The organism is Microbacterium sp. BG28 (assembly GCF_034044005.1).
In the GTDB taxonomy this organism is placed as follows: domain Bacteria; phylum Actinomycetota; class Actinomycetes; order Actinomycetales; family Microbacteriaceae; genus Microbacterium.
This window is the reverse complement of sequence record NZ_JAXCHA010000003.1, coordinates 1,014,694-1,036,798: the sequence shown is the minus strand read 5'-3', so window position 1 is coordinate 1,036,798 and position 22,105 is coordinate 1,014,694. Positions and strand designations below refer to the sequence as shown.

Here is a 22,105-nt window from a genome sequence, read left to right as displayed (position 1 = left end):
GTTTCCGCCCACCACGACATGTGACGCACGAACGCCGGAGAGCTCAGTCGCGCAGGACGGCTCCGAACCGCTCGGCGGCCACCGCCACGCCCGCGAGCTTCGCGTCCGTCGCCTCCGCCGAGGTCAGCGTGCGGTCCTCCGCACGGAAGCGCAGCGCGAAGGTCAGGCTCTTCGAACCGTCGTCCATCCCCTGGCCCCGATAGTCGTCCACGAGCCGCGCCGACTCGAGCAGCGCTCCGGCTCCGTCGACGAGCGCTGCACGCACATCCGCAGCCGCGACGTCGGCGGGAACCACGAGCGAGACGTCCTGCGTCGCCGCGGGATAGCCCGACAGCGACGCGGCGACGACGCGTGAACCCGCGATCTCGACGAGGAGATCGAGATCCAGCTCGGCCACCGTGATCCGCCCCGGCAGATCGGCGGCCTCGGAGACGGCGGGAAGCAGCTCCCCCACGTAACCGACGGCGGTGCCCGCGACCGACACGATGCCGGTGCGGCCCGGATGCAGGGCCGCACGCAGACCCTGCGTGATCGTCACCTCCACACCCGCCGCGGCCGCGATCACGCGCACGGCGTCGAGCGCCTCGCTGAGACCCGCGGCCTCCGCGGAGCGCCCCGGCTGCTTGGGCGAGACGGCGCCCGCCACGAGGACGGCCACGTGGCGGCGCTGCGGCGGGATCGACCCGTCCAGCTGCGCGAGCGTCGCCGCATCCGGGCGCACCGCCAGCGGCGGGACGAACGACGTACCGTACGTGACGCCGGGCTCGGGAAGGAACACCGACCCCGCCTCGAAGAGGCTCAGGTCCACGAGTCCGCGGGCGACGTTGCGATGCGCGACCTGGAGCAGACCCGGCACCAGCGAACGGCGGAGATACGCCGCCTGCGAGTCGAGTGCGTTGGCGAGCTTGATGCTCGGCACCGGGGCCCCGTCGGCACTGCCGTGGAGCTCGTTCTGCTCGCGCGCGACGAACGGGAACGAGGGCGTCTCGACGTATCCCGCGGCGGCGAGCGCGTTCGAGACGCGGCGCCGGCCCTGCTGCGCCGGCGTCCAGCCGCGCCCCGAGGGGGCGACCGGCAGCACCGAGGGGATGCGGTCGTATCCCTCGATGCGGGCGACTTCCTCCGCGAGCGTCCACGCGTCGGTCAGGTCGGGGCGCCACGTCGGCGCATCGACGAACCACGCCGAACCGGTGTCGTGCACCGTCGCCCCGATGAGCTCGAGGGCGGCGACGATCTGCTCTCGCGTGTAGTCGACGCCGATGAGACCGGACACGAAGTCGTACTCGAGCGCGATCGCCTCGCGCTCGAGCTCCGCTCCGAGCGCCGCGCCGGTCGCGTCCGCGGTACCGCCGGCATACTGCACCATGAGCTCGACGACACGCTGGGCGGCGGCGTACGGGACCGCCGGATCGACTCCGCGCTCGAAGCGGCGCGACGCTTCAGACGGCAGCTTGTGGCGCCGGGCGGTGCGGGCGATCGAGACCTGATCGAAGATCGCCGCCTCGATCAGCACGTTCGTGGTGGCATCGCTCATCTCGGTGGTGGCGCCGCCCATCACGCCGGCGAGGCCGATGGGGCCCGAGTCGTCGGTGATCAGCAGGTCCTCGGCGTCGAGCGTGCGGACGGTCCCGTCGAGGGTCTCCAGCTTCTCCCCCGCTCGAGCCCGGCGCACGGTGATCCCACCGGTCAGCTTGTCGAGATCGTAGCCGTGGATCGGGTTGCCGAGCTCGAGCATGACGTAGTTGGTGATGTCGATCAGGATGCCGAGCGAGCGGATGCCGGCGAGCGTCAGACGCGTGATCATCCACGGCGGCGTGGGGCGGGAGGCGTCGACGCCCCGCACGACGCGGGCGACGAACTCCGTGACGCCCGCACGGCCGCGGATCGGGTTCTCGTCGGACACGGCGAGGGGGAAGCCCGTGCCCGGCTCGTCGAGCGGGCGATCGGCGGGATCGCGGAAGGCAGCGCCCGTCGCGTGCGAGTACTCGCGGGCCGCACCGCGGATCGAGAGCGCATAACCGCGATCCGGGGTCACGTTGATGTCGACGGCGACGTCGTCGAGCCCCAGCAGCGAGATGGCGTCGGTGCCGACGGGTGCGTCGATTCCGAGCTCGACGAGGCGCAGGATGCCGGAGTGCTCGCTGCCGAGCCCCAGCTCCTTCGCCGAGGCGATCATGCCGTCGGAGACGTGGCCGTAGGTCTTGCGCGCCGCGATCGGGAAAGGCCCGGGAAGCACCGAACCAGGCAGCGTCACGACGACCTTGTCGCCGGGGAAGAAGTTGCGGGCACCGCAGACGATGCCGTGGACGTCAGCCCCGCCGTCAGCCGCCGTCTCACCCTCGGGCGCGACGCGCACCTGGCACCACCGGATCGTCTTGCCGTTGGACTGAGGCTCCTCTTCGAACGAGAGCACTTCGCCCACGACGATCGGCCCCTGCAGCTCGAAGCGGTGGACGTCCTCCTCCTCGAACCCGACCCGCACGAAGGCGGCCAGCACGTCCTCGGGAGTGGCGTGGGCAGGAACCTCGACGAACTCACGCAACCACGACAGCGGAACGCGCATCACACCACCATCCCGAACTGCTCGCTGAATCGCACATCACCCTCGGCCATGTCCCTCATGTCCTGGACGTCGCTGCGGAACATCAGGGTCCGCTCGATCCCCATGCCGAAGGCGAAGCCGGAGTACTCCTGCGGATCGATGCCCGCCGCGCGCAGCACGTTGGGGTTGACCATGCCGCAACCGCCCCACTCGATCCATCGGGCGCCGCCCTTGAAGGTGGGGTGCCAGAGGTCGAGCTCGGCGCTGGGCTCGGTGAAGGGGAAATAGTTGGCGCGGAAGCGGGTCTTGGCCTCCGGACCGAACAGCTGGCGCGCGACGTGGTCGAGCGTGCCCTTCAAGTGCGCCATCGTGATCCCCTTGTCGATCACAAGCCCTTCGAACTGACTGAAGACCGGAAGATGTGTGGCATCAAATTCGTCGGTGCGGTAGACCCGGCCGGGGCACACGACGTAGATCGGAAGCTCGCGCTCGAGCATGGACCGCACCTGCACGGGGCTCGTGTGGGTGCGCATGACGAGGTGGCGATCGACAGGGTCGACGAAGAACGTGTCCTGCATCTGGCGCGCGGGGTGATCGACGTCGAAGTTCAGAGCGTCGAAGTTGAACCACTCGTGCTCGAGCTCCGGCCCCTCTGCGATCTCCCACCCCATTCCGACGAAGATGTCGCCGATCTGCTCCTGCAGCAGAGTGAGCGGATGCCGCGCGCCGACCCGCGTGCGGACCGGGATCGCCGTGATGTCGACGCGCTCGGCCTCGAGACGTGCCGCCGTCTCCGCCGTCTCGATCTCCGCCTCGCGGGCGGCGAGCGCCTGGTTCACGCGGCCTCGCGCCTGCCCGACGAGCTTGCCGAACTCGGCCTTGCGCTCGTTCGGGATGTCGCGGAGGCGGGCGTTCAGCCGCGCGAGCGGCGAGCCCTCTCCGGCGTGGGCACTGCGCGCTGCCCTGAGGGCGGCGGAGTCGGCGGCTGCGGCGATGGCGGCCAGGGCCTCGTCGACCGCGGTGCTCACCGCATCAGGAGTGATCTCGTTCTGGGGTGCGTCGGACACGGTGATCGAGTCTACCGGCGCGCCGAGGGCTCCGAAGCGGCCGGGAGATCTGCGGCGGCCGTGATCAGCGCGAGCGCCGTGGCGAAGGGATCCGGGCGCCGGCTCGTCGCCCCGTCCGGCGTGAGCGCGGCTGAGCGGGCGGCGACCCCGAGGGTGTCGGCGGCGGTGCGCTGCTGCTCGTGGAAGGTGTACCCGACGACGAAGTGCGTGACCGCGTCGGCCACGACCTGCGGTGCGTGCCCCGCATCCGGATAGCGCTCGGCGAGCGCGAGGTGAAGGGGCGATTCCACCAGACCGAGAGCGAGGGAGCTGGAGACGACCTCGGCGCCGTCCCGGTGGGCGAGCAGACGGTCGTGCAGGCGCTCCCCCAGCATCCGGGCCGCTTCGCCCAGCGGCCGTGTCGCACCGAGCACGTCGCCGGCGGCGACGGGAGCGAGGATGCGCGCGCTGACGGCGGCCAGCAGCTCCTGCTTGTTCTCCACGTGCCAGTAGAGGGCGCTCGGTTGCACGCCGAGCTCGTCCGCGAGCCGGCGCATCGACAGGTCCGGCAACCCCACACGATCCAGAAGCGCGAGGGCCGCATCCACGACGTCCGTCTTCGAACGACGGGGCGCGCGGGAGGAGTTTGAGCCGTCGGCCACCATGCGGGTACTGTACCTGAACAGTGTTCACATGAACGCCGTTCAGGAGGATTCATGACCGCTCTCGTCCCCTCGGCGCGTCGGCGACTCGACGCCACCGACATCGCCAGAGCCGGCGTCTTCGCCGCCGTCATCGCCGTGCTCGGCGTCCCCGGAGCGTTCACCATCCTCGGCGCGGTGCCCATCACGGCCCAGACGCTGGGCGTCATGCTCGCCGGCGCCATCCTCGGCCCCGCCGTGGGGGCGCTCTCGGTCACGGCCGTGCTGGCCCTGGTCGCCGCGGGCCTCCCGCTCCTCGCGGGCGGACGGGGTGGGGTCGGGGTCTTCTTCGGGCCCACGGGCGGCTATCTGCTCGGGTGGCTCATCGGAGTCGTGGTCATCGGCCTCATCGTGCACGCCGCCGGACGCCGCCCGGTCTGGTGGCGCACTTTCCTCGGCACCCTGGTGGGCGGCGTGCTCGTGGTCTACGCCGTCGGCATCCCGATGCAGGCCCTCGTGCTGCGGATCGGGCTCGGCGAGGCAGCACTGTCGAGCCTCGTGTTCCTGCCGGGCGATCTCCTCAAGGTCATCGCCACGACATTGATCGTCGGCACCCTCGTGCGCGGATATCCGCGGGCCTTCCGGCGTCAGTGGCGTGCGCGCCCGGCCACCGCCGCGTGAGCGCGTTCGTCGTTGCGGTCGAAGCGCGCGATGCGCCGGCGCACCTCTCCCTGCTCAGGCGATCGGGCTGCGTTCCCCTTGTGCTCGATGAGCGCTGGCCCGCACCGGTGCGCGCCGGCATCCTCTCCCTCCTCGCGCAGACGCCCGCGCCCGCCGGGGCGGAGTGGGCGGCTCTCACCTCGGGCAGCTCGGCCGCTCCCCGCGTCGTGGTGCGCACGCATGCGTCCTGGGCGAGCTCTTTCCCCGTGGTCGAACAGCTGCTCGGCGCGCTCCCCGGAGACGTCGTGCTACTGCCGGCGCCGCCGAGCTCGTCACTGACGCTCTTCTCCCTGGCCCACGCACTGGCGGGCGGCCCCGCACCCGAGCTCGCCGCCACGAGCTCGCGCGCGACGCTCTTCCACGGCACCCCCACCCATTTCGCCGCGATCCTCGCCTCCGGCGGGGCACCTCAGTTGCGCGCCGCGCTCGTCGGAGGGATGACGCTGCCCGCCGACATCCGCGCCGAAGCCCTCGCCCGCCGCATCCGCGTCGTGGAGTACTACGGCGCAGCAGAGCTGTCGTTCGTGGCGTACGACGATGACGGGAGAGGCCTGCGCGCGTTCCCCGGCGTCGAGATCGCGGTGCGCGGTGACGTCATCTGGGCCCGATCGCCGTACAGCGCGCTCGGCTACCTGGGCGAGCCCGGTCCGCTCCGGCGCGACGGCGCATGGGCCAGTGTCGGCGACCGTGGCGAGCTGAAGGACGGCCGACTGCGCGTGGCGGGCCGTGCGGACGATGCGATCCAGACGGCCGGCGCCACGGTCATCCCGTCGGAGATCGAACGGACGCTGCGCACCCTGGAGGGCGTTGCGGATGCGGCCGTGGTCGGCCTGCCCGCGCCCGGCGTCGGCCGGCTCGTGGCCGCCCTCATCGAACCGGTCCGCCCCGGTTGCGTGGATGCGGCGATGCTCCGTGCCGCGGCATCCCGCCTGTTCGCGCCGGCCCACCGGCCGCGTCTGTGGTTCGCCGGTACGATTGCCCGCACCTCGTCCGGCAAGATCGCTCGCGCCGAGGTGGAGCGACGACTGGCGTCGGGAGAGGTGCCCCGTGTCTGACGTGCTGATCGTTTCGGCACGCCGCTCCGCGCTCACGACGAGGGGCCGGGCGTTCGCAGGAGTGAGCGCCGACCGTCTCGCCGCACCGGTGCTGCGTGCCGCCGCCGACGACGCCGCGCACGCGACCGGCGCACCGTTGGACATCGCGGATGTCGTCCTCGGCAACTGTCGCGGCCCGGGCGGCAACACCGCCCGGCTCGCCGCATTGGCGGCCGGCTTCGGCGTGCACACCCCCGGTGCGACGGTGGACCGGCAGTGCGGCAGCGGGCTGGCCGCGGTCGTCGATGCCGCACAGGCGATCGCCGCCGGTGACGAACGCCCCCGGCTGGCCGGCGGTGTGGAGAGCGCCTCGACGGCGCCGGAACGACGCATCGACGGCGTCTGCTTCGAACGGGCCCCCTTCGCTCCCGCCGGCTGGCCGGACCCCGACATGATCGACGCCGCCGACGCGCTCGCCCGCCTCGACGGCATCGACCGTGATCGCCAGGACGCAGCCGCCGCCCGCAGCCACCGGCGCGCCGCCGCGGCCCGCGAGTCGGGGCGCTTCGCGGCGGAGATCGTCCCGATCGACGGGGTGAGCGCAGATGACGCCGTCGGCGGAGCACTGGCCCTGCTCCCGCGGCTCACACCCTTGCGCGAGAACGGCACCGTGACGGCGGGCACGGCCACGCGCATCGGCGACGGGGCAGCCGCGGTGGCCCTCGTCAGCGCAGAGCGGCGCGCACGCGTACCGGGGCTCCTCGTGCGCGCGCACGCCGTCGTCGGGGTCGACCCCGCCTACCCCGGGCTCGGTGCGGCACCGGCCATCGAGGCGGCGCTGGCCGTATCCGGCACGGAGCTGGCGGCGGTCGCGGCGTTCGAGATCGTCGAGGCATTCGCGGCGCAGTCGCTCGCGGTCCTGGGTCGGCTCGGGCTCGCCGACGACGACGCGCGGGTCTGCGCCGACGGCGGAGCTCTCGCGCTCGGCCACCCGTGGGGCGCGAGTGGCGCCGTCGCGCTCGTGCGGCTGTTCTCACGACTGGTACGCGCCGGGCGCCCGTCCGGGAGCATCGGTGTCGCCGCAGCGTCCGTGGGCGGCGGCCTGGGAATCGCGATGGTCGTCGAGGTGGTGAGGTGAGCGTGATCCGACTCGACCGGCTCGGCGTGCGCCTCGGCGACACCGAGGTGCTCCGCGACCTCGACCTCGATCTCGACGCCCGCACGGTCGCCGTCGTCGGCGACAACGGCTCCGGCAAGTCGACGCTCGCGCGCGTGGTCGGCGGCCTGGTCGCACCGTCCACCGGATCGGCCCGGGTGCTGCAGCTCGACCCGGTCCGCGACGCCGCCGAGCTCCGCCGCCGCGTGGCGATCGTCTTCAGCAACCCCGACGCCCAGATCATCATGCCGACCGTCGCCGAAGACGTCGCCTTCTCGCTGCGCGGGGGGAGGATGAGTCACACCGAACGGGCGGAACGGGTGGCGGCCGCGCTCGATCGTTTCGGGCTCGGCGGGCTCGGCGACCGCTCGGCGCACGACCTGTCGGGAGGGCAGAAGCAGCTGCTGGCGTTGTGCGGCGCGTTCGTGCGCGAACCGGAACTCGTCGTCGCCGACGAACCCACGGCCTATCTCGACGGCCGCAATGCCCGGGTCGTGTCCGACCACCTCCTTGCGGACACCGGGCATCGTCTGCTGCTGGTCACCCACGACCTCTCCCTCGCCGAGCGCTGCGAAGCGGCCGTCCACGTGGCAGGCGGCCGCGTGGTCGCCGTCGGCGAGGCGCGGGACGTCGTGCGCTCCTACGCGACGAGCCTCGGATGCTGAGCCTCTACCGACCGGGCGCCGGGCCCTGGCATCGGATGCCCGCCGGACGCAAGACGCTCCTCCTGCTCGCTCTCGTGCTCGGGGTGTCGATTCTGCCCGCCACCTGGCCGTCGTGCGCCGTCGCCGCGGGTCTCACCCTGCTCTGCTACGCCGCACCCGGGGTGGGGTGGGTGCGACTGGCGCGCCAGATGTGGGCGCTTCGACTGCTCGTCGTGATGAGCTTCATCGGCCAGGCGATCTTCCTCGGTCTCCAAGCGGCGACGATCGGCACGGTCCGCATCACCGCGGCCGTCGCACTGGCGGCACTCCTCGCCCTGACGACGCCCGTCACGGCGCTGTGGGAGGTCTTCGAGCGCGCGCTGTCGCCGCTGCGCGTCATCGGGCGGGACCCGAACCGGGCCGCGCTCCTGCTCGTCGTGGCGTTCGGCGCGGTCCCGACGCTCATCCGCTTGGCGCATCAGGTGCGCGAGGCGCAGCGTGCGCGAGGGGCCGGCCGTGGCATCCGCCCCTTCGCCGTACCCTTCCTCGTTCTCGCTCTCAAGCACGCCGACGACGTCGGCGAGGCGTTGACCGCGCGCGGCGTGCGCTGACTTCAGAGAGCGCTGGAGTCGTACTTGCCCGCCCCCCGCTGCGCCGCGATGACCTCCGTGTCGGTCGTAGCACGGCCCAACGGGGCGGCCTGAGGCCCGCGACCCGCCCGCTGCGACGAGCGCATCCGGATCTCGACCCACTTCGCGATGCCGGCCAGCACCAGGCACAGGGCGATGTAGATCGCGGCCGCCACCATCCCCGCCTGCAGGATCGGGCGGTCGAACTGCGCCTGGGTGCCGATCAGACGGGCGTAGTACAGCAGCTCGTTGTACGTGATGATGTAGCCGAGCGCCGTGTCCTTGAGCGTCACGACCAGCTGAGCGACGATAACGGGGAGCATGGCCCGCACCGCCTGCGGCAGCAGGATGAGGCGCATCACGCCCGCCTTGCGCAGCCCCAGTGCGTACCCTGCCTCGCTCTGGCCGCGCGGCAGCGACTCGACGCCGGCGCGGATCACCTCGGCGAGCACGGAGCCGTTGTAGACGGCGAGGGCGATCACCACGGCCCAGTACGCCTCGAGGCGCACGCCGACGACCGGAAGGCCGTAGTAGAGCAGCATCATGAGGATCAGCACCGGCACCGCTCGGAACAGCTCGATGATGGCCGTGGCGGGCCACCGCAGCCAGGCGTGGTCGGACATTCGCCCCAGGGCCAGGACGAATCCGAGGACGACGGAGGCCACCGCGGCGGCGGCGAACGCGGCCAGGGTGCGACCCGTGGCCGCGAGGATCTGCTCCCACACCGTCGTGAAGGTGAAGATGTACCACTTCTCGGCCGAGAACTGACCGGTCACGATGAGTCGGTAGACGACGAAGCCGCCGAGGCCGAGGATGACGAGGACCGTGATTGCGGCGATGATCCGGTTCCGGATGATCGCGCGGCGACCCGGCAGGTCGTACAGAACGGAGCTCATCGCGCCACCCTCCATCGGTTCTCGAGTCGTCGCTGCACCACGGAGAGCGCCAGCACCATGACCACGAAGATGGCTGCGACCCACAACAGGACGACGAGCGCGTTCTCGCCGCGCTCGCTGAGGTTCGCGCGGATCACGCCGAGCTCGGCGACCGAGAAGCCCGCAGCGATGGTCGTGTTCTTGAGTAGTGCGATGAGCACGCTCATCATGGGCGGCACCACAGACCGGAACGCCTGCGGCATGATCACGAGTGTCATCACCTGCCCGAACGTCAGTCCGAGCGCACGGGCCGCCTCGGCCTGACCGACAGGCACGGTGTTGATGCCCGAGCGCAGGACCTCCGCAACGTAGGTGGCGGTGTAGATCCCGAGCGCCCACATCGCGAGCACGGTGTAGCCAGGGTTCGGCAGATCCAGCGCGGGGTATCCGAAGGCGAAGAAGAAGAAGATGACCGTGAGCGGGGTGTTGCGCACGATGTTGACGTACACCGTGCCGACGCCGCGGGCGATCGGCACCGGGGAGACGCGCATGGCACCCACGAGCGTGCCGAGCACCAGCGCGATCAGCGCGCCCGCGAAGAAGAGCAGCAGCGTGTTGCGCAGCGCGATGCCCCAGATGTCGAGGTTGTCTACGATCACGTTCATCTCAGAGGTCCTTACCGTGATCCGGTGAGGGCCGTCCCGCCGGGGAGACCGCCCTCACCTCAGGGTCTGTCAGCTGGCTGCGTCGACCGCGGGCTGCTCGACAGTGATCCCGGACGCACCGAGGTTCTTGTCGAAGATGGCCTGCCAGATGTCGCCGCCTTCGGTGAACATCTCGTTGATGTGCTCGAGCAGGACGGTGTCACCCTTCTCGAGGCCGACGCCGTAACGCTCCTCGCTGAACGGCTCGCCGACGACCTTGAGCTCGTCCGGATACAGGGCCGCGTAGCCGATCAGGATGGCCTGGTCTGTGGTGACAGCATCCACCTGGCCGTTCAGCAGCGCCTCGACGCAGGCCGAGTAGACGTCGAACTCCGTGGTGGGCACACCCGGGAAGTTGGCCTTGATGTTCTGGATCGGCGTGGAGCCCGTGGCCGAGCACACGTTGGTGTCGGGGCCGAGATCCGCTTCGCTGGCGATGTCGCTGTCGCTGGCGACGAGCAGGCCCTGTCCCGTGATGAAGTACGGTCCGGCGAAGTCGATCTGCTCCTTGCGCTTGTCGGTGATCGAGTAGGTGCCGACGTAGTAGTCGATGTCGCCGTTCACGATCGCCTGCTCGCGGTTCGCCGAGGCGATCGGCTGGAACGTGATGTCTTCCTCGCCGTAGCCGAGGGATGCCGCGATCCAGCGGGCGATGTCGATGTCGAATCCGGTGCGTTCGTTGGTCGTCACGTCGAGGAAGCCGAGACCCGGCTGGTCCTCCTTGACGCCGACGATCACGCCGCCGCGCTCGGTGATGCGATCGAAGGTGGGGCTGCCCTCGAGCGAGACGTCGGTGGCGGTCTCGAACCAGACCGAGCTCTCGTCGGTGCCCTCCGAGCCACCGGCGGCGCCGCCGGGAGTCGGCGATCCGCTGTTGCACGCGGTGAGGCCCAGGGCGGCGACGGCCGCGAGCCCCAGAAGGGCGGTCAGTCGTGTGGTGCGCATTTCTCTCTCCTTGCTGTGGGGGGATTGGTGCGGGAAATACGTGCGGGGGTCAATGGGTGATGAGCTTCGAGAGGAAGTCCTTGGCTCGCTCGCTCGTCGGGGAGGTGAAGAAGGCGTCGGGCGCGGCCTCTTCGACGATGCGTCCGTCGGCCATGAAGACGACCCGGTCGGCGGCCTTGCGCGCGAATCCCATCTCGTGCGTCACGACGATCATGGTCATGCCGGACTCGGCGAGCGAGGTCATGACGTCGAGGACCTCGTTGATCATCTCCGGGTCCAGCGCACTGGTCGGCTCGTCGAAGAGCATGACCTTCGGCGTCATGGCCAGGGCGCGGGCTATCGCGACGCGCTGCTGCTGGCCGCCGGAGAGCTGGGCGGGGAGCTTGTTCGCCTGATGCGCCACGCCGACCCGCTCGAGCAGCGTCTTCGCCTCGCGCTCGGCATCCGCCTTCTTCATGCGCTTGACCTTGATCGGGCCGAGCGTGACGTTCTCGAGGATCGTGAGGTGCGAGAAGAGGTTGAACGACTGGAAGACCATCCCGACATCCGCGCGGAGCGCCGCGAGCTGCTTCCCCTCGCTCGGGAGCTTCTCGCCGTCGATCGTGATGGTGCCGCTCGTGATCGTCTCGAGCCGGTTGATCGTGCGGCACAGCGTCGACTTGCCGGAGCCGGATGGCCCGATGACCACGACGACCTCGCCTCGGTTGACGGTGAGGTCGATATCGGTCAGCGCCTGGAAGTCGCCATAGTGCTTCTGGACGTCGGTGAGCACGACGAGCGGGTCGCCGCGACGCACGGTGATGTTCGAAGTCGGGGGTGCGGCATCCGAGGGCGTCATCTGGACAGACTATGAATCGCCCCAGTGCACCTCGGGGACTCTTGACGGATCTCTCACCGACTTCTAACGTTCGCCCGGCCCCGGGCGTGACGTCAGCTGCGCTGCGCGAAGGCGGACTCGTAGAGGCACACGCTGGCCGCCGTCGCGAGGTTGAGGGACTCGGCGCTGCCGTAGATCGGAAGCCGCAGCGCCGCATCCGCCAGCTCGAGCGCCGTGTCCTCGAGTCCGCGCGCCTCGTTGCCGAACAGCCACGCCGTGGGCTGAGCGAGCAGGCCGGTGGACCGCGCCTCGAGCAGGTCGTCTCCCTTGACATCGGCGGCCACGACGCGGAGCCCCGCCCCACGGATGGCGGTGACCGCACTGGCGAGCTCACCGGCTCGAGACAGCGCGATGTGGAAGAGCGATCCGGTGGTCGCACGGACCACCTTGGGGTTGTAGGGATCGACCGTGCGGCCGGTCAGGATCACGGCGTCGGCGCCCGCGGCGTCGGCAGCGCGGATGATGGTCCCGAGGTTTCCGGGGTCGCGCACCTCCTCGCAGATCGCCAGCAGCCGCGGCCCGGCGGCCAGGACATCGCGCAGCGAGGTGGGGAACTGGCGGGCGACAGCCACGATCCCCTGCGGCGTCACGGTGTCGGCCATCGCCTCGAGCACCGGCTCGGCGGTGTACTCGATGTCGAGCCCGGCCTCGGCCGCGGCGTCGCGCAGGTCTTGGTGTCGCTCGAGAGCGGTCGGGGTCGCGAACAGCTCGACGATGCTCTCGGGCCGGAAGGCGAGGGCTTCGCGGACGGCCTGCGGGCCCTCCAGGAGGAACAGGCCCGTCTCGTCGCGGGCAGCCCGCTTGGCGAGCTTGGCGACCGCGCGCACGCGTGGGGATCGGGGATTCTCCAGCACGTTCCCAGTCTAGGGTGACGCGGGCACGCCGAAGGGGCGCCCTCTGCGTGGAGGACGCCCCTTCGGGGTGTTCGGATTACGCCGAGGCCTTGGCGGCGTTGACGTCGGTCGGCAGAGCCGCCTTCGCCGTCGCCACGAGCGACGCGAACGTGGCGGGCTCGTTCACGGCGAGCTCGGCCAGGATGCGACGATCGACCTGCACACCCGCGAGGCCGAGACCCTGGATGAAGCGGTTGTAGGTGATGCCGTTCTGGCGAGCAGCGGCGTTGATGCGCTGGATCCAGAGGCGGCGGAAGTCGCCCTTGCGCTTGCGGCGGTCACGGTACGCGTAGACCAGCGAGTGGGTGACCTGCTCCTTGGCCTTGCGGTACAGGCGCGAACGCTGACCGCGGTAACCGGAGGCGCGCTCGAGGATGACGCGACGCTTCTTGTGGGCGTTTACCGCCCGCTTGACTCTAGCCATTTCTTTCCCTTACTTACGTGCGTCGGCGATCAGAGGCCGAGGAGCTTCTTGGCCTGCTTGGCGTCACCGGGAGCCAGGACCTGCTCCTGGTTCAGACGGCGCGTGCGACGGCTCGACTTGCCCTCGAGGTTGTGACGCATGCCCGCCTGCTGCTTCATGAGCTTGCCGCTTCCGGTCAGCTTGAAGCGCTTCTTGGCACCCGAGTGGGTCTTCTGCTTCGGCATCTTCTCTTCCTTCGTTGTGACTCCCGCGTGGCGCGGGATCAGGTGTGTGGCCTTATTCGGCCGCGTCTGCGGTGGCAGGCTCCGGGGCGTCCCCGGTGCGTGCCTGACGGGCGGCTTCCTTGTTCGCCGCGCGCTGAGCGTTCTGCTCCGCCTTCGCCTCGGACTTGTTCTTGTGCGGGGCGACCACCATGACCATGTTGCGTCCGTCGATCGTGGGGTTGGACTCCACGGTGCCGAACTCGGCGACGTCCTCCGCGAACTTTCGCAGCAGACGCACGCCCTGCTCGGGACGCGACTGCTCGCGGCCGCGGAACAGGATCATGGCCTTGACCTTGTCGCCGGCCTGCAGGAAGCCCTCGGCGCGCTTGAGCTTGGTGATGTAGTCGTGAGCTTCGATCTTCAGGCGGAAACGCACCTCTTTGAGGACGGTGTTGGCCTGATTGCGACGCGCTTCCTTGGCCTTCTGCGCAGCCTCGTACTTGAACTTGCCGTAGTCCATGATCTTGACCACGGGGGGCTTCGAGTTCGGGGCCACCTCGACGAGATCGAGGTCGGCCTCCTGGGCCAGGCGCAGCGCCACCTCGATGCGGACGACGCCGACCTGCTCACCCGCGGGTCCGACGAGGCGGACCTCGGGAACGCGGATGCGGTCGTTGGTGCGGGGATCGCTGATGCGGAACTCCTCTGACGTAGCGGATGGGGCCACCGGGATGTCGACGACATTCCCGGGCGGAAGAAGACCACGCCACCCGGCACGACGCGAAGCGCCGGCTTTCTCGCACCCTGACTGCCCCCTCACGAGGAGGCGGAGTGCAATGACCCGGTAGCCTGGAGCGGCAAGCGCGGGTGGGATGTGATCCTCTTTCGATCGGAGCAGACGCTCCGGTGCTCGCCCACTTTAGCAGAAAGAGCAACGTGGACTCGACTCCGTACGACCAGGCCGCCGACATCGACGCGCAGGCACGCGCCAACCAGGAGCGCTGGGAGCGTCAGGAGGCGGCGGCCACTGCCGCATCCCGCGACATCGCAGACGTCCCCGCGGTGGAGGTCATCACCACGACCGCCGTGCACCTGCTCAGCGCCGCGGCCGTCAAGGTCGGCCTCGCGGACGACCCCGAGACGCAGACCGACCTCGACGAGGCGCGCAAGCTCATCAACGCCCTCGCGGGCCTGATCACCGCGGGAGCCCCGGAGATCAGCGACATGCACGCCCGCTCGCTGCGCGACGGTCTGCGTTCGGTGCAGCTCGCGTTCCGCGAAGCCTCTGTGATCCCCGACCCGATCGGAAAGGGCCCCGGCGAGAAGTGGACGGGCCCCGTCACCTGACCGGAGGCTGCTGCCGGCTCAGCGCGACCGGCGGAGCTTGACCGTCAACGAGTCGACGAGCACCGCGATGCGGTCATCGACCGACCAGCGGCGGGCGAGACGGGCGAGGACCGCATCGAGCTGCTCCTTGTCGAGACCATCGATGAGGTGGAGCTCCACGATCAGCTCGGGACCGCGCAGGCGCGCGTCGGGATCGCCCGCAGCCACCGAGAGGTCGAGCACGGCGAGTTCGCCGCCGATGCTCTCCTGCAGCCCTGCGAAGACCTCGGGCGAGACAGGGCTCGGCTCCCACGCGTGCCCCTGGCCGATCGCCCAGACGGCGGGCCGGCGAAGCACGAACTCCGTGGGCGAGCCCGGATCGATCACGATCAGATCGGTGTCGTCGCCCGCGGCAGCGAGCGCGGTGCGGATGCCGTCGGCAGGCACGGGCCGTGCGGTCCGATCCCACCGAGCCATGGTCTCGACGGAGCTGAAGACCGGAAGGACGCGGCGCCCGTCGGGTCCGGCGACGGTGACGATCGACAACTCCTGCGTCTTGTCCACGCGCAGCCCGCTGGGAGCCGTGCCCTCCTCCCCCTTCTCGGCGATGAGGGGGATCAGCAGGCGCGCACGGCGATAAGCATCGACGACAGCGACAGCGTCGCCCTCCCCAGCACGGAAGGCCGTCAGCGCGGCGAGCAATGCCGCATCCGCGGAGCCGTCGTCACCCGCGTGGGTGTTCGGCTGGAAGCGACGCCCCTCCCAGGGGACGCCCGCGGAGTCGTGTCCGCAGCTCGCGTCAGCGTCCCGCGACATCCAGCGCCTCGGCCAGCGTGAAGGCGCCGGCATAGAGTGCCTTGCCCACGATGGCGCCCTCGACGCCCAGCGGCACCAGCTCGCGAAGCGCCGCGATGTCGTCGAGGCTCGAGATCCCGCCCGAGGCGACGACCGGCTTCGGGGTGCGCGCCGTGACCTCGCGCAGCAGCTCCACATTGGGCCCACGCAGCGTGCCGTCCTTGGTGACGTCGGTCACGACGTAGCGGCTGCAGCCCGCATCCTCCAGGCGGTCCAGCACGGCCCAGAGGTCGCCGCCCTCGCGCGTCCAGCCGCGCGCGGCCAGCGTCGTGCCGCGCACGTCCAGCCCGACAGCGACGGCCTCGCCGTACCGGCCGATGACATCGGCCGCCCACTCGGGGTTCTCCAGCGCCGCCGTACCGAGGTTGATGCGCGCCGCACCCGACTCGAGGGCGGCGTCGAGGCTCTCATCGTCACGGATCCCGCCCGACAGCTCGACCTGGACCCCCTTCACCTGCTTGATGACCCGGCGCATCACCGCCGTGTTGTTGCCGCGGCCGAAAGCCGCGTCGAGATCCACGAGATGGATCCACTGCGCGCCCTGTCGCGCCCATTCGACGGCAGCGTCGACCGGGTCGCCGTAGCTGGTCTCGCTACCGGCCTCGCCCTGGGTGAGACGGACGGCCTTCCCATCGGCGACATCGACCGCCGGCAGAAGGATGAGTTCAGGGGTGGACGCGAAATCGTTCATGGCTCCTCGTGCGCTCGCGCACCCGGCGGATCCCCGGCGTGCGGCACGAGGTAAGAGACTACTGGGGTCGCAGCGTGCTGATCCAATTGGCGAGGAGACGGATGCCCGCGGACCCCGACTTCTCGGGATGGAACTGCGTGGCGCTGAGGGGTCCGTTCTCGACGGCGGCGAGGAACGGGGAGCCGTGTGTGGCCCATGTGAGCACCGGCTCGGTGAACGGCGTCTGAGGCGGCATGATCCACTGCTGCGCCGCGAAGGAGTGCACGAAGTAAAAGCGTTCGTCCTCGAGCCCCGCGAACAAGCGCGAGCCCGCATCCGGGGAGACCGTGTTCCAACCCATGTGCGGCAGCACGGGCGCGTCGAGCTCGGTCACCGTGCCCGGCCACTCCCCCAGCCCGTCGGTCGCGTCACCGCGTTCGACACCCTGCTCGAACAGCACCTGCATCCCGACGCAGATGCCGAGCACGGCTCGTCCACCGGCCAGCCTCCGCCCGATGAGTTCGTCACCTCTGCTCGCGCGCAATGCCTCCGCCACTGCTCGGAAGGCTCCGACACCCGGGACGAGCAGTCCGTCCGCATCCTGGATGAGTCCACGGTCGGCGGTGAGCCGTGCGTCGGCACCGGCTGCGGCCAGAGCCTTCACGGCCGAGTGGACGTTGCCCGAGCCGTAGTCGAGGACTGCGACCAGGGGCGCATCGCTCACAGTGCACCCTTCGTGCTCGGAATGCCGTCGACGAGCGGGTCGAGAGCCTTGGCCTGACGGAACGCACGCGCGAACGCCTTGAACTCCGCCTCGGCGATGTGGTGAGGGTCGCGGCCGCCCAGAACGCGCACGTGCACGGTGAGCGCCGCGTTGTAGGCGATGGCCTCGAACGCGTGGCGCACGAGCGACCCGGTGAAGTGCCCGCCGATCAGGTGAAACGCGTACCCTTCAGGCTCGCCGTCGTGGACGAGATACGGACGACCGCTGATGTCGACGACCGCCTGCACGAGCGCCTCGTCGAGCGGCACGAGTGCGTCGCCGTAACGCGCGATGCCGCTCTTGTCCCCCAGAGCGGCGCGGATCGCCTGACCGAGCACGATCGAGACGTCTTCCACGGTGTGGTGTGCGTCGATGTGAGTGTCGCCCGTGGCCCGCACCGTCAGATCCGTGAGCGAGTGCTTGGCGAATGCCGTCAACAGGTGGTCGAAGAACGGCACGCTCGTCGAGATCGAGCTCTTTCCGGTGCCGTCGAGGTCGAGCGAGAGCTCGATCTGCGACTCGCTCGTGGCCCGGCTGAGCTCGGCGGTGCGGTGCGATGCGGGCTGCGCGGTCATACCTGCGAGTCTATCGACGCCAGGGCCGCCAGGAACGCCGTCGTCTCGGCCTCGGTCCCCGCCGTGACGCGCAGGTGACCGGGGATGCCGACGTCGCGGATGAGCACACCGCGCTCGTAGAGCGCCTGCCACGCAGCAGCAGGATCGGTGACGCCGCCGAAGAGCACGAAGTTGGTCCACGATTCGTGTGGACGGTACCCCATCGTCGTCAGCTCTCGGCTGATGCGATCGCGCTGGGCGACGATCTCGTCGACCATGCCGAGCATCGTGTCGGCGTGACGCAACGCCGCCTCCGCGGCCGCCTGGGTCAGCGCGCTGAGGTGATACGGCAGCCGCACCAGACGAAGCGCGTCGACGACGGCGGGATCGGCAGCCAGGTAGCCGACTCGCGCACCCGCGAAGGCGAACGCCTTGCTCATGGTGCGGGAGACGACCAGCCGCTCGCGCCCGGACAGAAGGGAGATCGCGGACACGGTGTCCCGGGGGGCGAACTCCTGATACGCCTCGTCAACGATGACGATGCCGCGACTGGCCTCGTACACCGCCTCGATGACGTCGAGCGTCATCGGCGTGCCGGTCGGGTTGTTCGGCGCGCAGAGGAAGATCACATCCGCATCCGCCTGACGTACTTGTTCGGCGGCGGATGCGGCGCTCAGGCTGTAGTCCTCGGCGCGGGTGCCGGCGACCCAGTCCGCACCCGTCGCCCGGGTGAGCAGCGGATACATCGAGTACGTGGGGGCGAAGCCGAACGCGGTGCGCCCCGGACCCGCGAAAGCCTGCAGGACGTGCTGCAGGACCTCGTTGGATCCGTTCGCCGCCCAGATCTGCTCCGCTGCGAGACCGCCGCCGAGGTAGCCTGCGAAAGCCTGACGCAAGCGGGTGAACTCCCGGTCGGGGTAGCGGTTGACCTGTTCGAGAGCTGCGCCGATCGACGCGAGGATGTCGGACGCCACGTCTGCCGGGACGGGATGCGTGTTCTCGTTGACGTTCAACGCCACCGGAAGAGGCGCTTGGGGCGCGCCGTAGGGCTTGAGTCCGCGTAGGTCGTCGCGGATCGGCAAATCGTCGAGGCTGATCGTCACGCGGTCCATCGTAGAACCGCGCCGGACCTCACTCGCCCGAGGCGTACTCCGCCGGGATGGCCAGACGCTGACCGGCGCTCACCTGAGCGCCCGGCAGGGTGTTGAGCCGCATGATGGCGTCGACGACGTCGCGCGGGTCGTCTTGCGGGGCGACCTCCTCCGCGATCGACCACAGCGACTCCCCCGCCATCACCGTCACCATCTCGAACGAGCCGTCGGCCGCGCCGGGCTCGCGGGAGGCGAGCGCGGAACCGCCGCTGATCACCCCGACGGCCAACGCGGCGACGACGGGCAGAGCGACGAGCCAGGCGAGCACCCGACGACCGCGCGCGGTCAGACGCAGGCGGGTGGCGACGGGGGCGGCGAACTCGATCGTGCTCATGACGACTCCTTCAGGACGGGAAGAGATTCGTACCCGACGCTCCGGCCGGGAGAGCCGGGTACGAACTTCTCTTCCGAAGCTATCTTCGATTTACGGTACTGTCAAGCGATCGCGAAACCGGCCGAGTTTCGAAGACGACACGCCCTGGGCAAGGACTGGATCGCCGCCGATTCCCGCTACGGTTTGGCTGAAGACACCGAATCATCGACCTCCGACATTCGAACGGAACAGACCCGACGGGAGTGCCGCATGGCCACCAACCAGAAGCCGCAGACCCGCCGGCGCAAGAGCCTCAGCGACAAGCAGCTCGCGATCCTCGAGGTCATCCAGCACTCGATCGCCCGCCACGGCTACCCGCCGAGCATGCGCGAGATCGGCGACGCGGTCGGACTGAAGTCGCTCTCGAGCGTCACGCACCAGCTGAACCAGCTCGAGCTCTCCGGCTACCTCCGGCGCGACCCCGGCAAGACGCGTGCGATGGAGGTCCTGATCGATTTGCCGGGCACCGCCGCCGAGAACCCGGCCGATGCCGCACCCGCCGTGGGCGATGCCGCGCTTGTTCCGCTCGTGGGGCGTATCGCGGCCGGCGTGCCGATCACCGCAGACCAGCATGTCGAGGAGATCTTCCCGCTGCCGCGACAGCTCGTGGGCAAGGGAGATCTGTTCATGCTGAAGGTGTCGGGAGAATCGATGATGGACGCCGCGATCTGCGACGGCGACTGGGTCGTGGTGCGTTCACAGCCGACGGCGGAGAACGGCGACATCGTCGCCGCGATGCTCGACGGCGAGGCGACGGTGAAGACGTTCCGGCGCCGCGACGGACACGTGTGGCTGCTGCCGCGCAACACAGCCTTCGAGCCGATCCTCGGCGACGATGCCGTCGTGCTCGGCAAGGTCGTCGCGCTCATGCGCGCGGTCTGACCCCTCCCACTCCCTTCCTTCCGCTGGGCGGTCGGAGGGCCGCCGCGTAGCGTGGGAGCATGATCGCCTCCAGTTCGTACGGTTCCTGGCCCTCGCCCGTCTCCGCCGCTGACGTGGCGAGCTCTTCCACACGCTTCGACGGTGCGCGGTTCATCGGCGAGGAGATCTGGTGGGCGCAGTCGGTCCCAGAAGAGGGCGGCCGCATGGCGGTGCGCCGCCGACAGCGCGACGGTCGGACGGCGGACGTCCTTCCCGCTCCGTGGAGCACCCGATCACGGGTGCACGAGTACGGCGGCGGCGCGTGGTGCGCGACCGAGGACGGCCGACTGTTCTTCGTCGAAGGCAGCGATCAGCGCGTTTACGTCCTCGCCTCCGACGACGCTCCGACCCCGCTGACGACCGAGGAGGACGGCACGGCGTTCGGGGGGCTCGTGTGGGCGGCCGGCCGTCTGCTCGCAGTGCGCGAGCGCACGGCGACATCCGGCGGCGAACGCGCGATCGTCGAGATCTCGCTGGACGGCACCGGCGCGCGGGTCGTCGCACACGGTGACGACTTCGTCGCCCAGCCCGCGTTGTCTCCGGATGGTCGGCATCTCGCGTGGATCGGGTGGAACCACCCCGACCTGCCCTGGGACCGCACGCGCCTGCACGTCGGGCGTCTGCGTGACGGGGTGGTCGGCGATGCGGTCAGCGTCACCGACGGCGCGGCTTCGGTGCTCCAGCCGGTGTGGAGCGGCTCCGACGAGCTGCTCTACACCGATGACGCGTCCGGTCGGTGGCAGCTGCAGCGCGTGCGACCGGACACCGGCGAGCGCAGCACCCTCACCCACGACGACGCCGACACGGGCGGCGCGCTGTGGATGCTCGGGATGCGGTGGTTCGCCCCCCTCGAAGACGGACGGATCGTCGCTGTGCGCACGAACGGCGAGGACTCGGTCGTGGTGATCGATCCCGCGGACGGCTCGACCCGCTCCGTCGGCGTCGACGGCGCGTCCCAGACCTTCCTCGAGGATGCGCGCGGTACGCGTGTGCTGATCACCACGGCTTCCGCATCCGCTCCGCTCGGGCTCTGGCTCCTGGATGCCGACGGCACAGCGGCACCGGAACGGCTCGCCGGTGACGATCTCTCTGCGCTCGAGCCGTGGCTGCCCGCACCCCGCACGGTGACCGCCGACGGACCCCACGGCCCCGTGCACGCCTACTTCTACCCGCCGACGCATCCGGAGCTGCGCGGACCCGACGACGAGCTCGCCCCCTGCCTCGTGTGGGTTCACGGCGGACCGACCGCTCATGTGGGCCCGGCCGCATCCCGCAAGATCGCGTACTTCACGAGCCGCGGTATCGGAGTCCTCGACGTCAACTACTCCGGCTCGACCGGCTACGGGCGCGCCTACCGTGAACGGTTGCGCGGGCAGTGGGGCGTCGCCGACGTGGACGATGTGATCGCGGCCGCCCGGCACGTCGCCGCGGCCGGTCTCGCAGACCCGGACCGACTGGCGATCGAAGGAGGGTCAGCAGGTGGCTGGACGGTGCTCTCGGCGCTCACACGCGGTGACGTCTTCGCCGCGGGCGTCTCGCGCTACGGCGTCGGCGACGCGCGCGCGCTCGTGGCGGACACGCACGACTTCGAGTCGCGCTATCTCGATGGCCTCATCGGTCCGCTGCCGGAAACGGAGGAGGTCTACGTCGAACGCTCGCCGCTGACACACCCCGAAGGCTTCCGCGTGCCGTTGCTGATCCTGCAGGGCAGCGAGGACCGGGTCGTGCCGCCGGCGCAGGCCGAGGCCATCCGCGATGCTCTGCGAGCGCACGGTGTTCCGCACGCGTACGTCCTCTACGAGGGCGAAGGGCACGGGTTCCGACGCCGGGAGACCACGATCCACGCGCTCGCCTCGGAATTGGCCTTCCTCGGCGAGGTGTTCGGCTTCGTCCCCGACGCCCCCGAGATTGCCCTGTCGATCGGCGCCTTGCGCATCGCCGACGGCGACGGCGGACGAGAGGTGTTCATAGACCCCGCGGGCGATTCCGCGCACGCGGAGCGCGACCTCCGCGTCGTCGTCTCGCGCGAGCCCCTGAGGCCCCTCTTCGTCCGCCCGCACACCACCGAGTGGGCCGAGACCGTACGAGCGGCGGGATTCACCGCGACGGAGGATGATCCGGACCTGTTCGTCCTCCTCCCCACCCTCGACGGGGAATGA

General features: G+C 70.3%; 25 protein-coding genes. 8 read left to right on the top strand and 17 right to left on the bottom strand.

All coding sequences use genetic code 11. The annotated features are described in order from the left end of the window. Positions 1–43: 43 nt before the first annotated feature. From pheT to SK224_RS15915, 3 genes are read right to left on the bottom strand one after another with little or no spacing between them, the layout of a single operon-like run. Positions 44–2,563, bottom strand: coding sequence for a phenylalanine--tRNA ligase subunit beta (pheT, locus tag SK224_RS15925; RefSeq protein ID WP_320435604.1), 2,520 nt, complete (start codon positions 2,561–2,563; stop codon positions 44–46). Next, positions 2,563–3,609, bottom strand: a complete 1,047-nt coding sequence (pheS, locus tag SK224_RS15920; RefSeq protein ID WP_320435603.1) for a phenylalanine--tRNA ligase subunit alpha — start codon at positions 3,607–3,609, stop codon at positions 2,563–2,565. The genes pheT and pheS overlap by 1 nt, the downstream gene beginning before the upstream one ends. An 11-nt stretch (positions 3,610–3,620) precedes the next feature. Next, complete coding sequence (locus tag SK224_RS15915; RefSeq protein ID WP_320435602.1) at positions 3,621–4,253, bottom strand: TetR family transcriptional regulator; 633 nt, start codon at positions 4,251–4,253, stop codon at positions 3,621–3,623. 51 nt (positions 4,254–4,304) lie between these two features. Here SK224_RS15915 and SK224_RS15910 point away from each other — a divergent pair, with 51 nt between their 5' ends. Genes SK224_RS15910 through SK224_RS15890 form a run of 5 tightly spaced genes read left to right on the top strand, consistent with a single transcriptional unit; the run spans position 4,305 to position 8,394 of the window. Then, positions 4,305–4,910, top strand: coding sequence for a biotin transporter BioY (locus SK224_RS15910; RefSeq protein WP_320435601.1), 606 nt, complete (start codon positions 4,305–4,307; stop codon positions 4,908–4,910). Further along, on the top strand, positions 4,907–6,004 hold the full coding sequence (locus SK224_RS15905; protein ID WP_320435600.1) for a fatty acid--CoA ligase family protein: 1,098 nt from the start codon (positions 4,907–4,909) through the stop codon (positions 6,002–6,004). Before SK224_RS15910 ends, SK224_RS15905 begins: the two co-directional genes overlap by 4 nt. Next, positions 5,997–7,121 (top strand): thiolase family protein, encoded by a 1,125-nt coding sequence (locus SK224_RS15900; protein WP_320435599.1) that lies wholly within the window; start codon positions 5,997–5,999, stop codon positions 7,119–7,121. The genes SK224_RS15905 and SK224_RS15900 overlap by 8 nt, the downstream gene beginning before the upstream one ends. Further along, positions 7,118–7,804 carry an ABC transporter ATP-binding protein gene (locus SK224_RS15895; protein WP_320435598.1) on the top strand — a complete coding sequence of 229 codons (687 nt, stop codon included), beginning with the start codon at positions 7,118–7,120 and terminating at the stop codon, positions 7,802–7,804. Before SK224_RS15900 ends, SK224_RS15895 begins: the two co-directional genes overlap by 4 nt. After that, complete coding sequence (locus SK224_RS15890; protein ID WP_320435597.1) at positions 7,798–8,394, top strand: energy-coupling factor transporter transmembrane protein EcfT; 597 nt, start codon at positions 7,798–7,800, stop codon at positions 8,392–8,394. Before SK224_RS15895 ends, SK224_RS15890 begins: the two co-directional genes overlap by 7 nt. Positions 8,395–8,396: 2 nt before the next feature. Here the strand turns inward: SK224_RS15890 and SK224_RS15885 are convergent, their stop codons facing one another. From SK224_RS15885 to infC, 8 genes are all read right to left on the bottom strand, one after another. Beyond that, a complete protein-coding gene (locus SK224_RS15885) occupies positions 8,397–9,308 on the bottom strand; it encodes an amino acid ABC transporter permease (RefSeq protein WP_320435596.1) in 912 nt (303 codons plus the stop codon). Beyond that, positions 9,305–9,952 (bottom strand): amino acid ABC transporter permease, encoded by a 648-nt coding sequence (locus SK224_RS15880; protein ID WP_309732306.1) that lies wholly within the window; start codon positions 9,950–9,952, stop codon positions 9,305–9,307. The genes SK224_RS15885 and SK224_RS15880 overlap by 4 nt, the downstream gene beginning before the upstream one ends. Positions 9,953–10,021: 69 nt before the next feature. Next, a complete protein-coding gene (locus tag SK224_RS15875) occupies positions 10,022–10,936 on the bottom strand; it encodes a glutamate ABC transporter substrate-binding protein (protein ID WP_320435595.1) in 915 nt (304 codons plus the stop codon). A gap of 49 nt (positions 10,937–10,985) precedes the next feature. After that, on the bottom strand, positions 10,986–11,774 hold the full coding sequence (locus SK224_RS15870; RefSeq protein WP_320435594.1) for an amino acid ABC transporter ATP-binding protein: 789 nt from the start codon (positions 11,772–11,774) through the stop codon (positions 10,986–10,988). Positions 11,775–11,866: 92 nt separating this feature from the next. Then, complete coding sequence (locus tag SK224_RS15865; protein ID WP_320435593.1) at positions 11,867–12,667, bottom strand: RNA methyltransferase; 801 nt, start codon at positions 12,665–12,667, stop codon at positions 11,867–11,869. Between the two features lie 76 nt (positions 12,668–12,743). Then, positions 12,744–13,130, bottom strand: coding sequence for a 50S ribosomal protein L20 (rplT, locus tag SK224_RS15860; protein WP_137416599.1), 387 nt, complete (start codon positions 13,128–13,130; stop codon positions 12,744–12,746). Between the two features lie 29 nt (positions 13,131–13,159). Continuing rightward, entirely contained in the window at positions 13,160–13,354 is a 195-nt protein-coding gene (gene rpmI, locus SK224_RS15855; RefSeq protein ID WP_055968051.1) for a 50S ribosomal protein L35, read from the bottom strand. Between the two features lie 52 nt (positions 13,355–13,406). Next, positions 13,407–14,060, bottom strand: coding sequence for a translation initiation factor IF-3 (gene infC, locus SK224_RS15850; protein WP_243227224.1), 654 nt, complete (start codon positions 14,058–14,060; stop codon positions 13,407–13,409). Positions 14,061–14,302: 242 nt separating this feature from the next. Here infC and SK224_RS15845 point away from each other — a divergent pair, with 242 nt between their 5' ends. After that, complete coding sequence (locus tag SK224_RS15845; RefSeq protein ID WP_309736596.1) at positions 14,303–14,680, top strand: DUF1844 domain-containing protein; 378 nt, start codon at positions 14,303–14,305, stop codon at positions 14,678–14,680. A gap of 18 nt (positions 14,681–14,698) precedes the next feature. Here SK224_RS15845 and SK224_RS15840 read toward each other — a convergent pair whose 3' ends face one another. Genes SK224_RS15840 through SK224_RS15815 form a run of 6 tightly spaced genes read right to left on the bottom strand, consistent with a single transcriptional unit; the run spans position 14,699 to position 18,986 of the window. Beyond that, positions 14,699–15,475: an SseB family protein gene (locus SK224_RS15840; protein WP_320435592.1), complete on the bottom strand. Its 777-nt coding sequence runs from the start codon at positions 15,473–15,475 to the stop codon at positions 14,699–14,701. Then, positions 15,459–16,205, bottom strand: a complete 747-nt coding sequence (priA, locus tag SK224_RS15835) for a bifunctional 1-(5-phosphoribosyl)-5-((5-phosphoribosylamino)methylideneamino)imidazole-4-carboxamide isomerase/phosphoribosylanthranilate isomerase PriA (RefSeq protein ID WP_309732311.1) — start codon at positions 16,203–16,205, stop codon at positions 15,459–15,461. The genes SK224_RS15840 and priA overlap by 17 nt, the downstream gene beginning before the upstream one ends. 58 nt (positions 16,206–16,263) lie before the next feature. Continuing rightward, complete coding sequence (gene hisH / locus SK224_RS15830; RefSeq protein WP_320435591.1) at positions 16,264–16,908, bottom strand: imidazole glycerol phosphate synthase subunit HisH; 645 nt, start codon at positions 16,906–16,908, stop codon at positions 16,264–16,266. Continuing rightward, positions 16,905–17,522: an imidazoleglycerol-phosphate dehydratase HisB gene (gene hisB, locus SK224_RS15825; protein ID WP_320435590.1), complete on the bottom strand. Its 618-nt coding sequence runs from the start codon at positions 17,520–17,522 to the stop codon at positions 16,905–16,907. The genes hisH and hisB overlap by 4 nt, the downstream gene beginning before the upstream one ends. Further along, entirely contained in the window at positions 17,519–18,613 is a 1,095-nt protein-coding gene (locus SK224_RS15820) for a histidinol-phosphate transaminase (protein ID WP_320435589.1), read from the bottom strand. The genes hisB and SK224_RS15820 overlap by 4 nt, the downstream gene beginning before the upstream one ends. Positions 18,614–18,632: 19 nt before the next feature. Beyond that, positions 18,633–18,986, bottom strand: coding sequence for a LysM peptidoglycan-binding domain-containing protein (locus tag SK224_RS15815; RefSeq protein ID WP_320435588.1), 354 nt, complete (start codon positions 18,984–18,986; stop codon positions 18,633–18,635). A gap of 249 nt (positions 18,987–19,235) precedes the next feature. On the opposite strand from SK224_RS15815, the gene lexA reads away from it, so the two are divergent. Together lexA and SK224_RS15805 are read left to right on the top strand one after the other, a co-directional pair. Continuing rightward, on the top strand, positions 19,236–19,907 hold the full coding sequence (gene lexA / locus SK224_RS15810; protein ID WP_320435587.1) for a transcriptional repressor LexA: 672 nt from the start codon (positions 19,236–19,238) through the stop codon (positions 19,905–19,907). Between the two features lie 59 nt (positions 19,908–19,966). Next, positions 19,967–22,105, top strand: a complete 2,139-nt coding sequence (locus tag SK224_RS15805) for a prolyl oligopeptidase family serine peptidase (protein WP_320435586.1) — start codon at positions 19,967–19,969, stop codon at positions 22,103–22,105.

Excerpts from the sequence above, each read along its gene's own strand:
- pheT (WP_320435604.1), bottom strand. The coding sequence starts at position 2,563 with ATGCGCGTTCCGCTGTCGTGGTTGCGTGAGTTCGTCGAGGTTCCTGCC.
- SK224_RS15915 (WP_320435602.1), bottom strand. The coding sequence starts at position 4,253 with ATGGTGGCCGACGGCTCAAACTCCTCCCGCGCGCCCCGTCGTTCGAAG.
- SK224_RS15910 (WP_320435601.1), top strand. The coding sequence starts at position 4,305 with ATGACCGCTCTCGTCCCCTCGGCGCGTCGGCGACTCGACGCCACCGAC.
- SK224_RS15890 (WP_320435597.1), top strand. The coding sequence starts at position 7,798 with ATGCTGAGCCTCTACCGACCGGGCGCCGGGCCCTGGCATCGGATGCCC.
- SK224_RS15885 (WP_320435596.1), bottom strand. The coding sequence starts at position 9,308 with ATGAGCTCCGTTCTGTACGACCTGCCGGGTCGCCGCGCGATCATCCGG.
- SK224_RS15880 (WP_309732306.1), bottom strand. The coding sequence starts at position 9,952 with ATGAACGTGATCGTAGACAACCTCGACATCTGGGGCATCGCGCTGCGC.
- SK224_RS15875 (WP_320435595.1), bottom strand. The coding sequence starts at position 10,936 with ATGCGCACCACACGACTGACCGCCCTTCTGGGGCTCGCGGCCGTCGCC.
- SK224_RS15870 (WP_320435594.1), bottom strand. The coding sequence starts at position 11,774 with ATGACGCCCTCGGATGCCGCACCCCCGACTTCGAACATCACCGTGCGT.
- rplT (WP_137416599.1), bottom strand. The coding sequence starts at position 13,130 with ATGGCTAGAGTCAAGCGGGCGGTAAACGCCCACAAGAAGCGTCGCGTC.
- rpmI (WP_055968051.1), bottom strand. The coding sequence starts at position 13,354 with ATGCCGAAGCAGAAGACCCACTCGGGTGCCAAGAAGCGCTTCAAGCTG.
- SK224_RS15840 (WP_320435592.1), bottom strand. The coding sequence starts at position 15,475 with ATGTCGCGGGACGCTGACGCGAGCTGCGGACACGACTCCGCGGGCGTC.
- priA (WP_309732311.1), bottom strand. The coding sequence starts at position 16,205 with ATGAACGATTTCGCGTCCACCCCTGAACTCATCCTTCTGCCGGCGGTC.
- hisB (WP_320435590.1), bottom strand. The coding sequence starts at position 17,522 with ATGACCGCGCAGCCCGCATCGCACCGCACCGCCGAGCTCAGCCGGGCC.
- SK224_RS15820 (WP_320435589.1), bottom strand. The coding sequence starts at position 18,613 with ATGGACCGCGTGACGATCAGCCTCGACGATTTGCCGATCCGCGACGAC.
- SK224_RS15815 (WP_320435588.1), bottom strand. The coding sequence starts at position 18,986 with ATGAGCACGATCGAGTTCGCCGCCCCCGTCGCCACCCGCCTGCGTCTG.
- lexA (WP_320435587.1), top strand. The coding sequence starts at position 19,236 with ATGGCCACCAACCAGAAGCCGCAGACCCGCCGGCGCAAGAGCCTCAGC.
- SK224_RS15805 (WP_320435586.1), top strand. The coding sequence starts at position 19,967 with ATGATCGCCTCCAGTTCGTACGGTTCCTGGCCCTCGCCCGTCTCCGCC.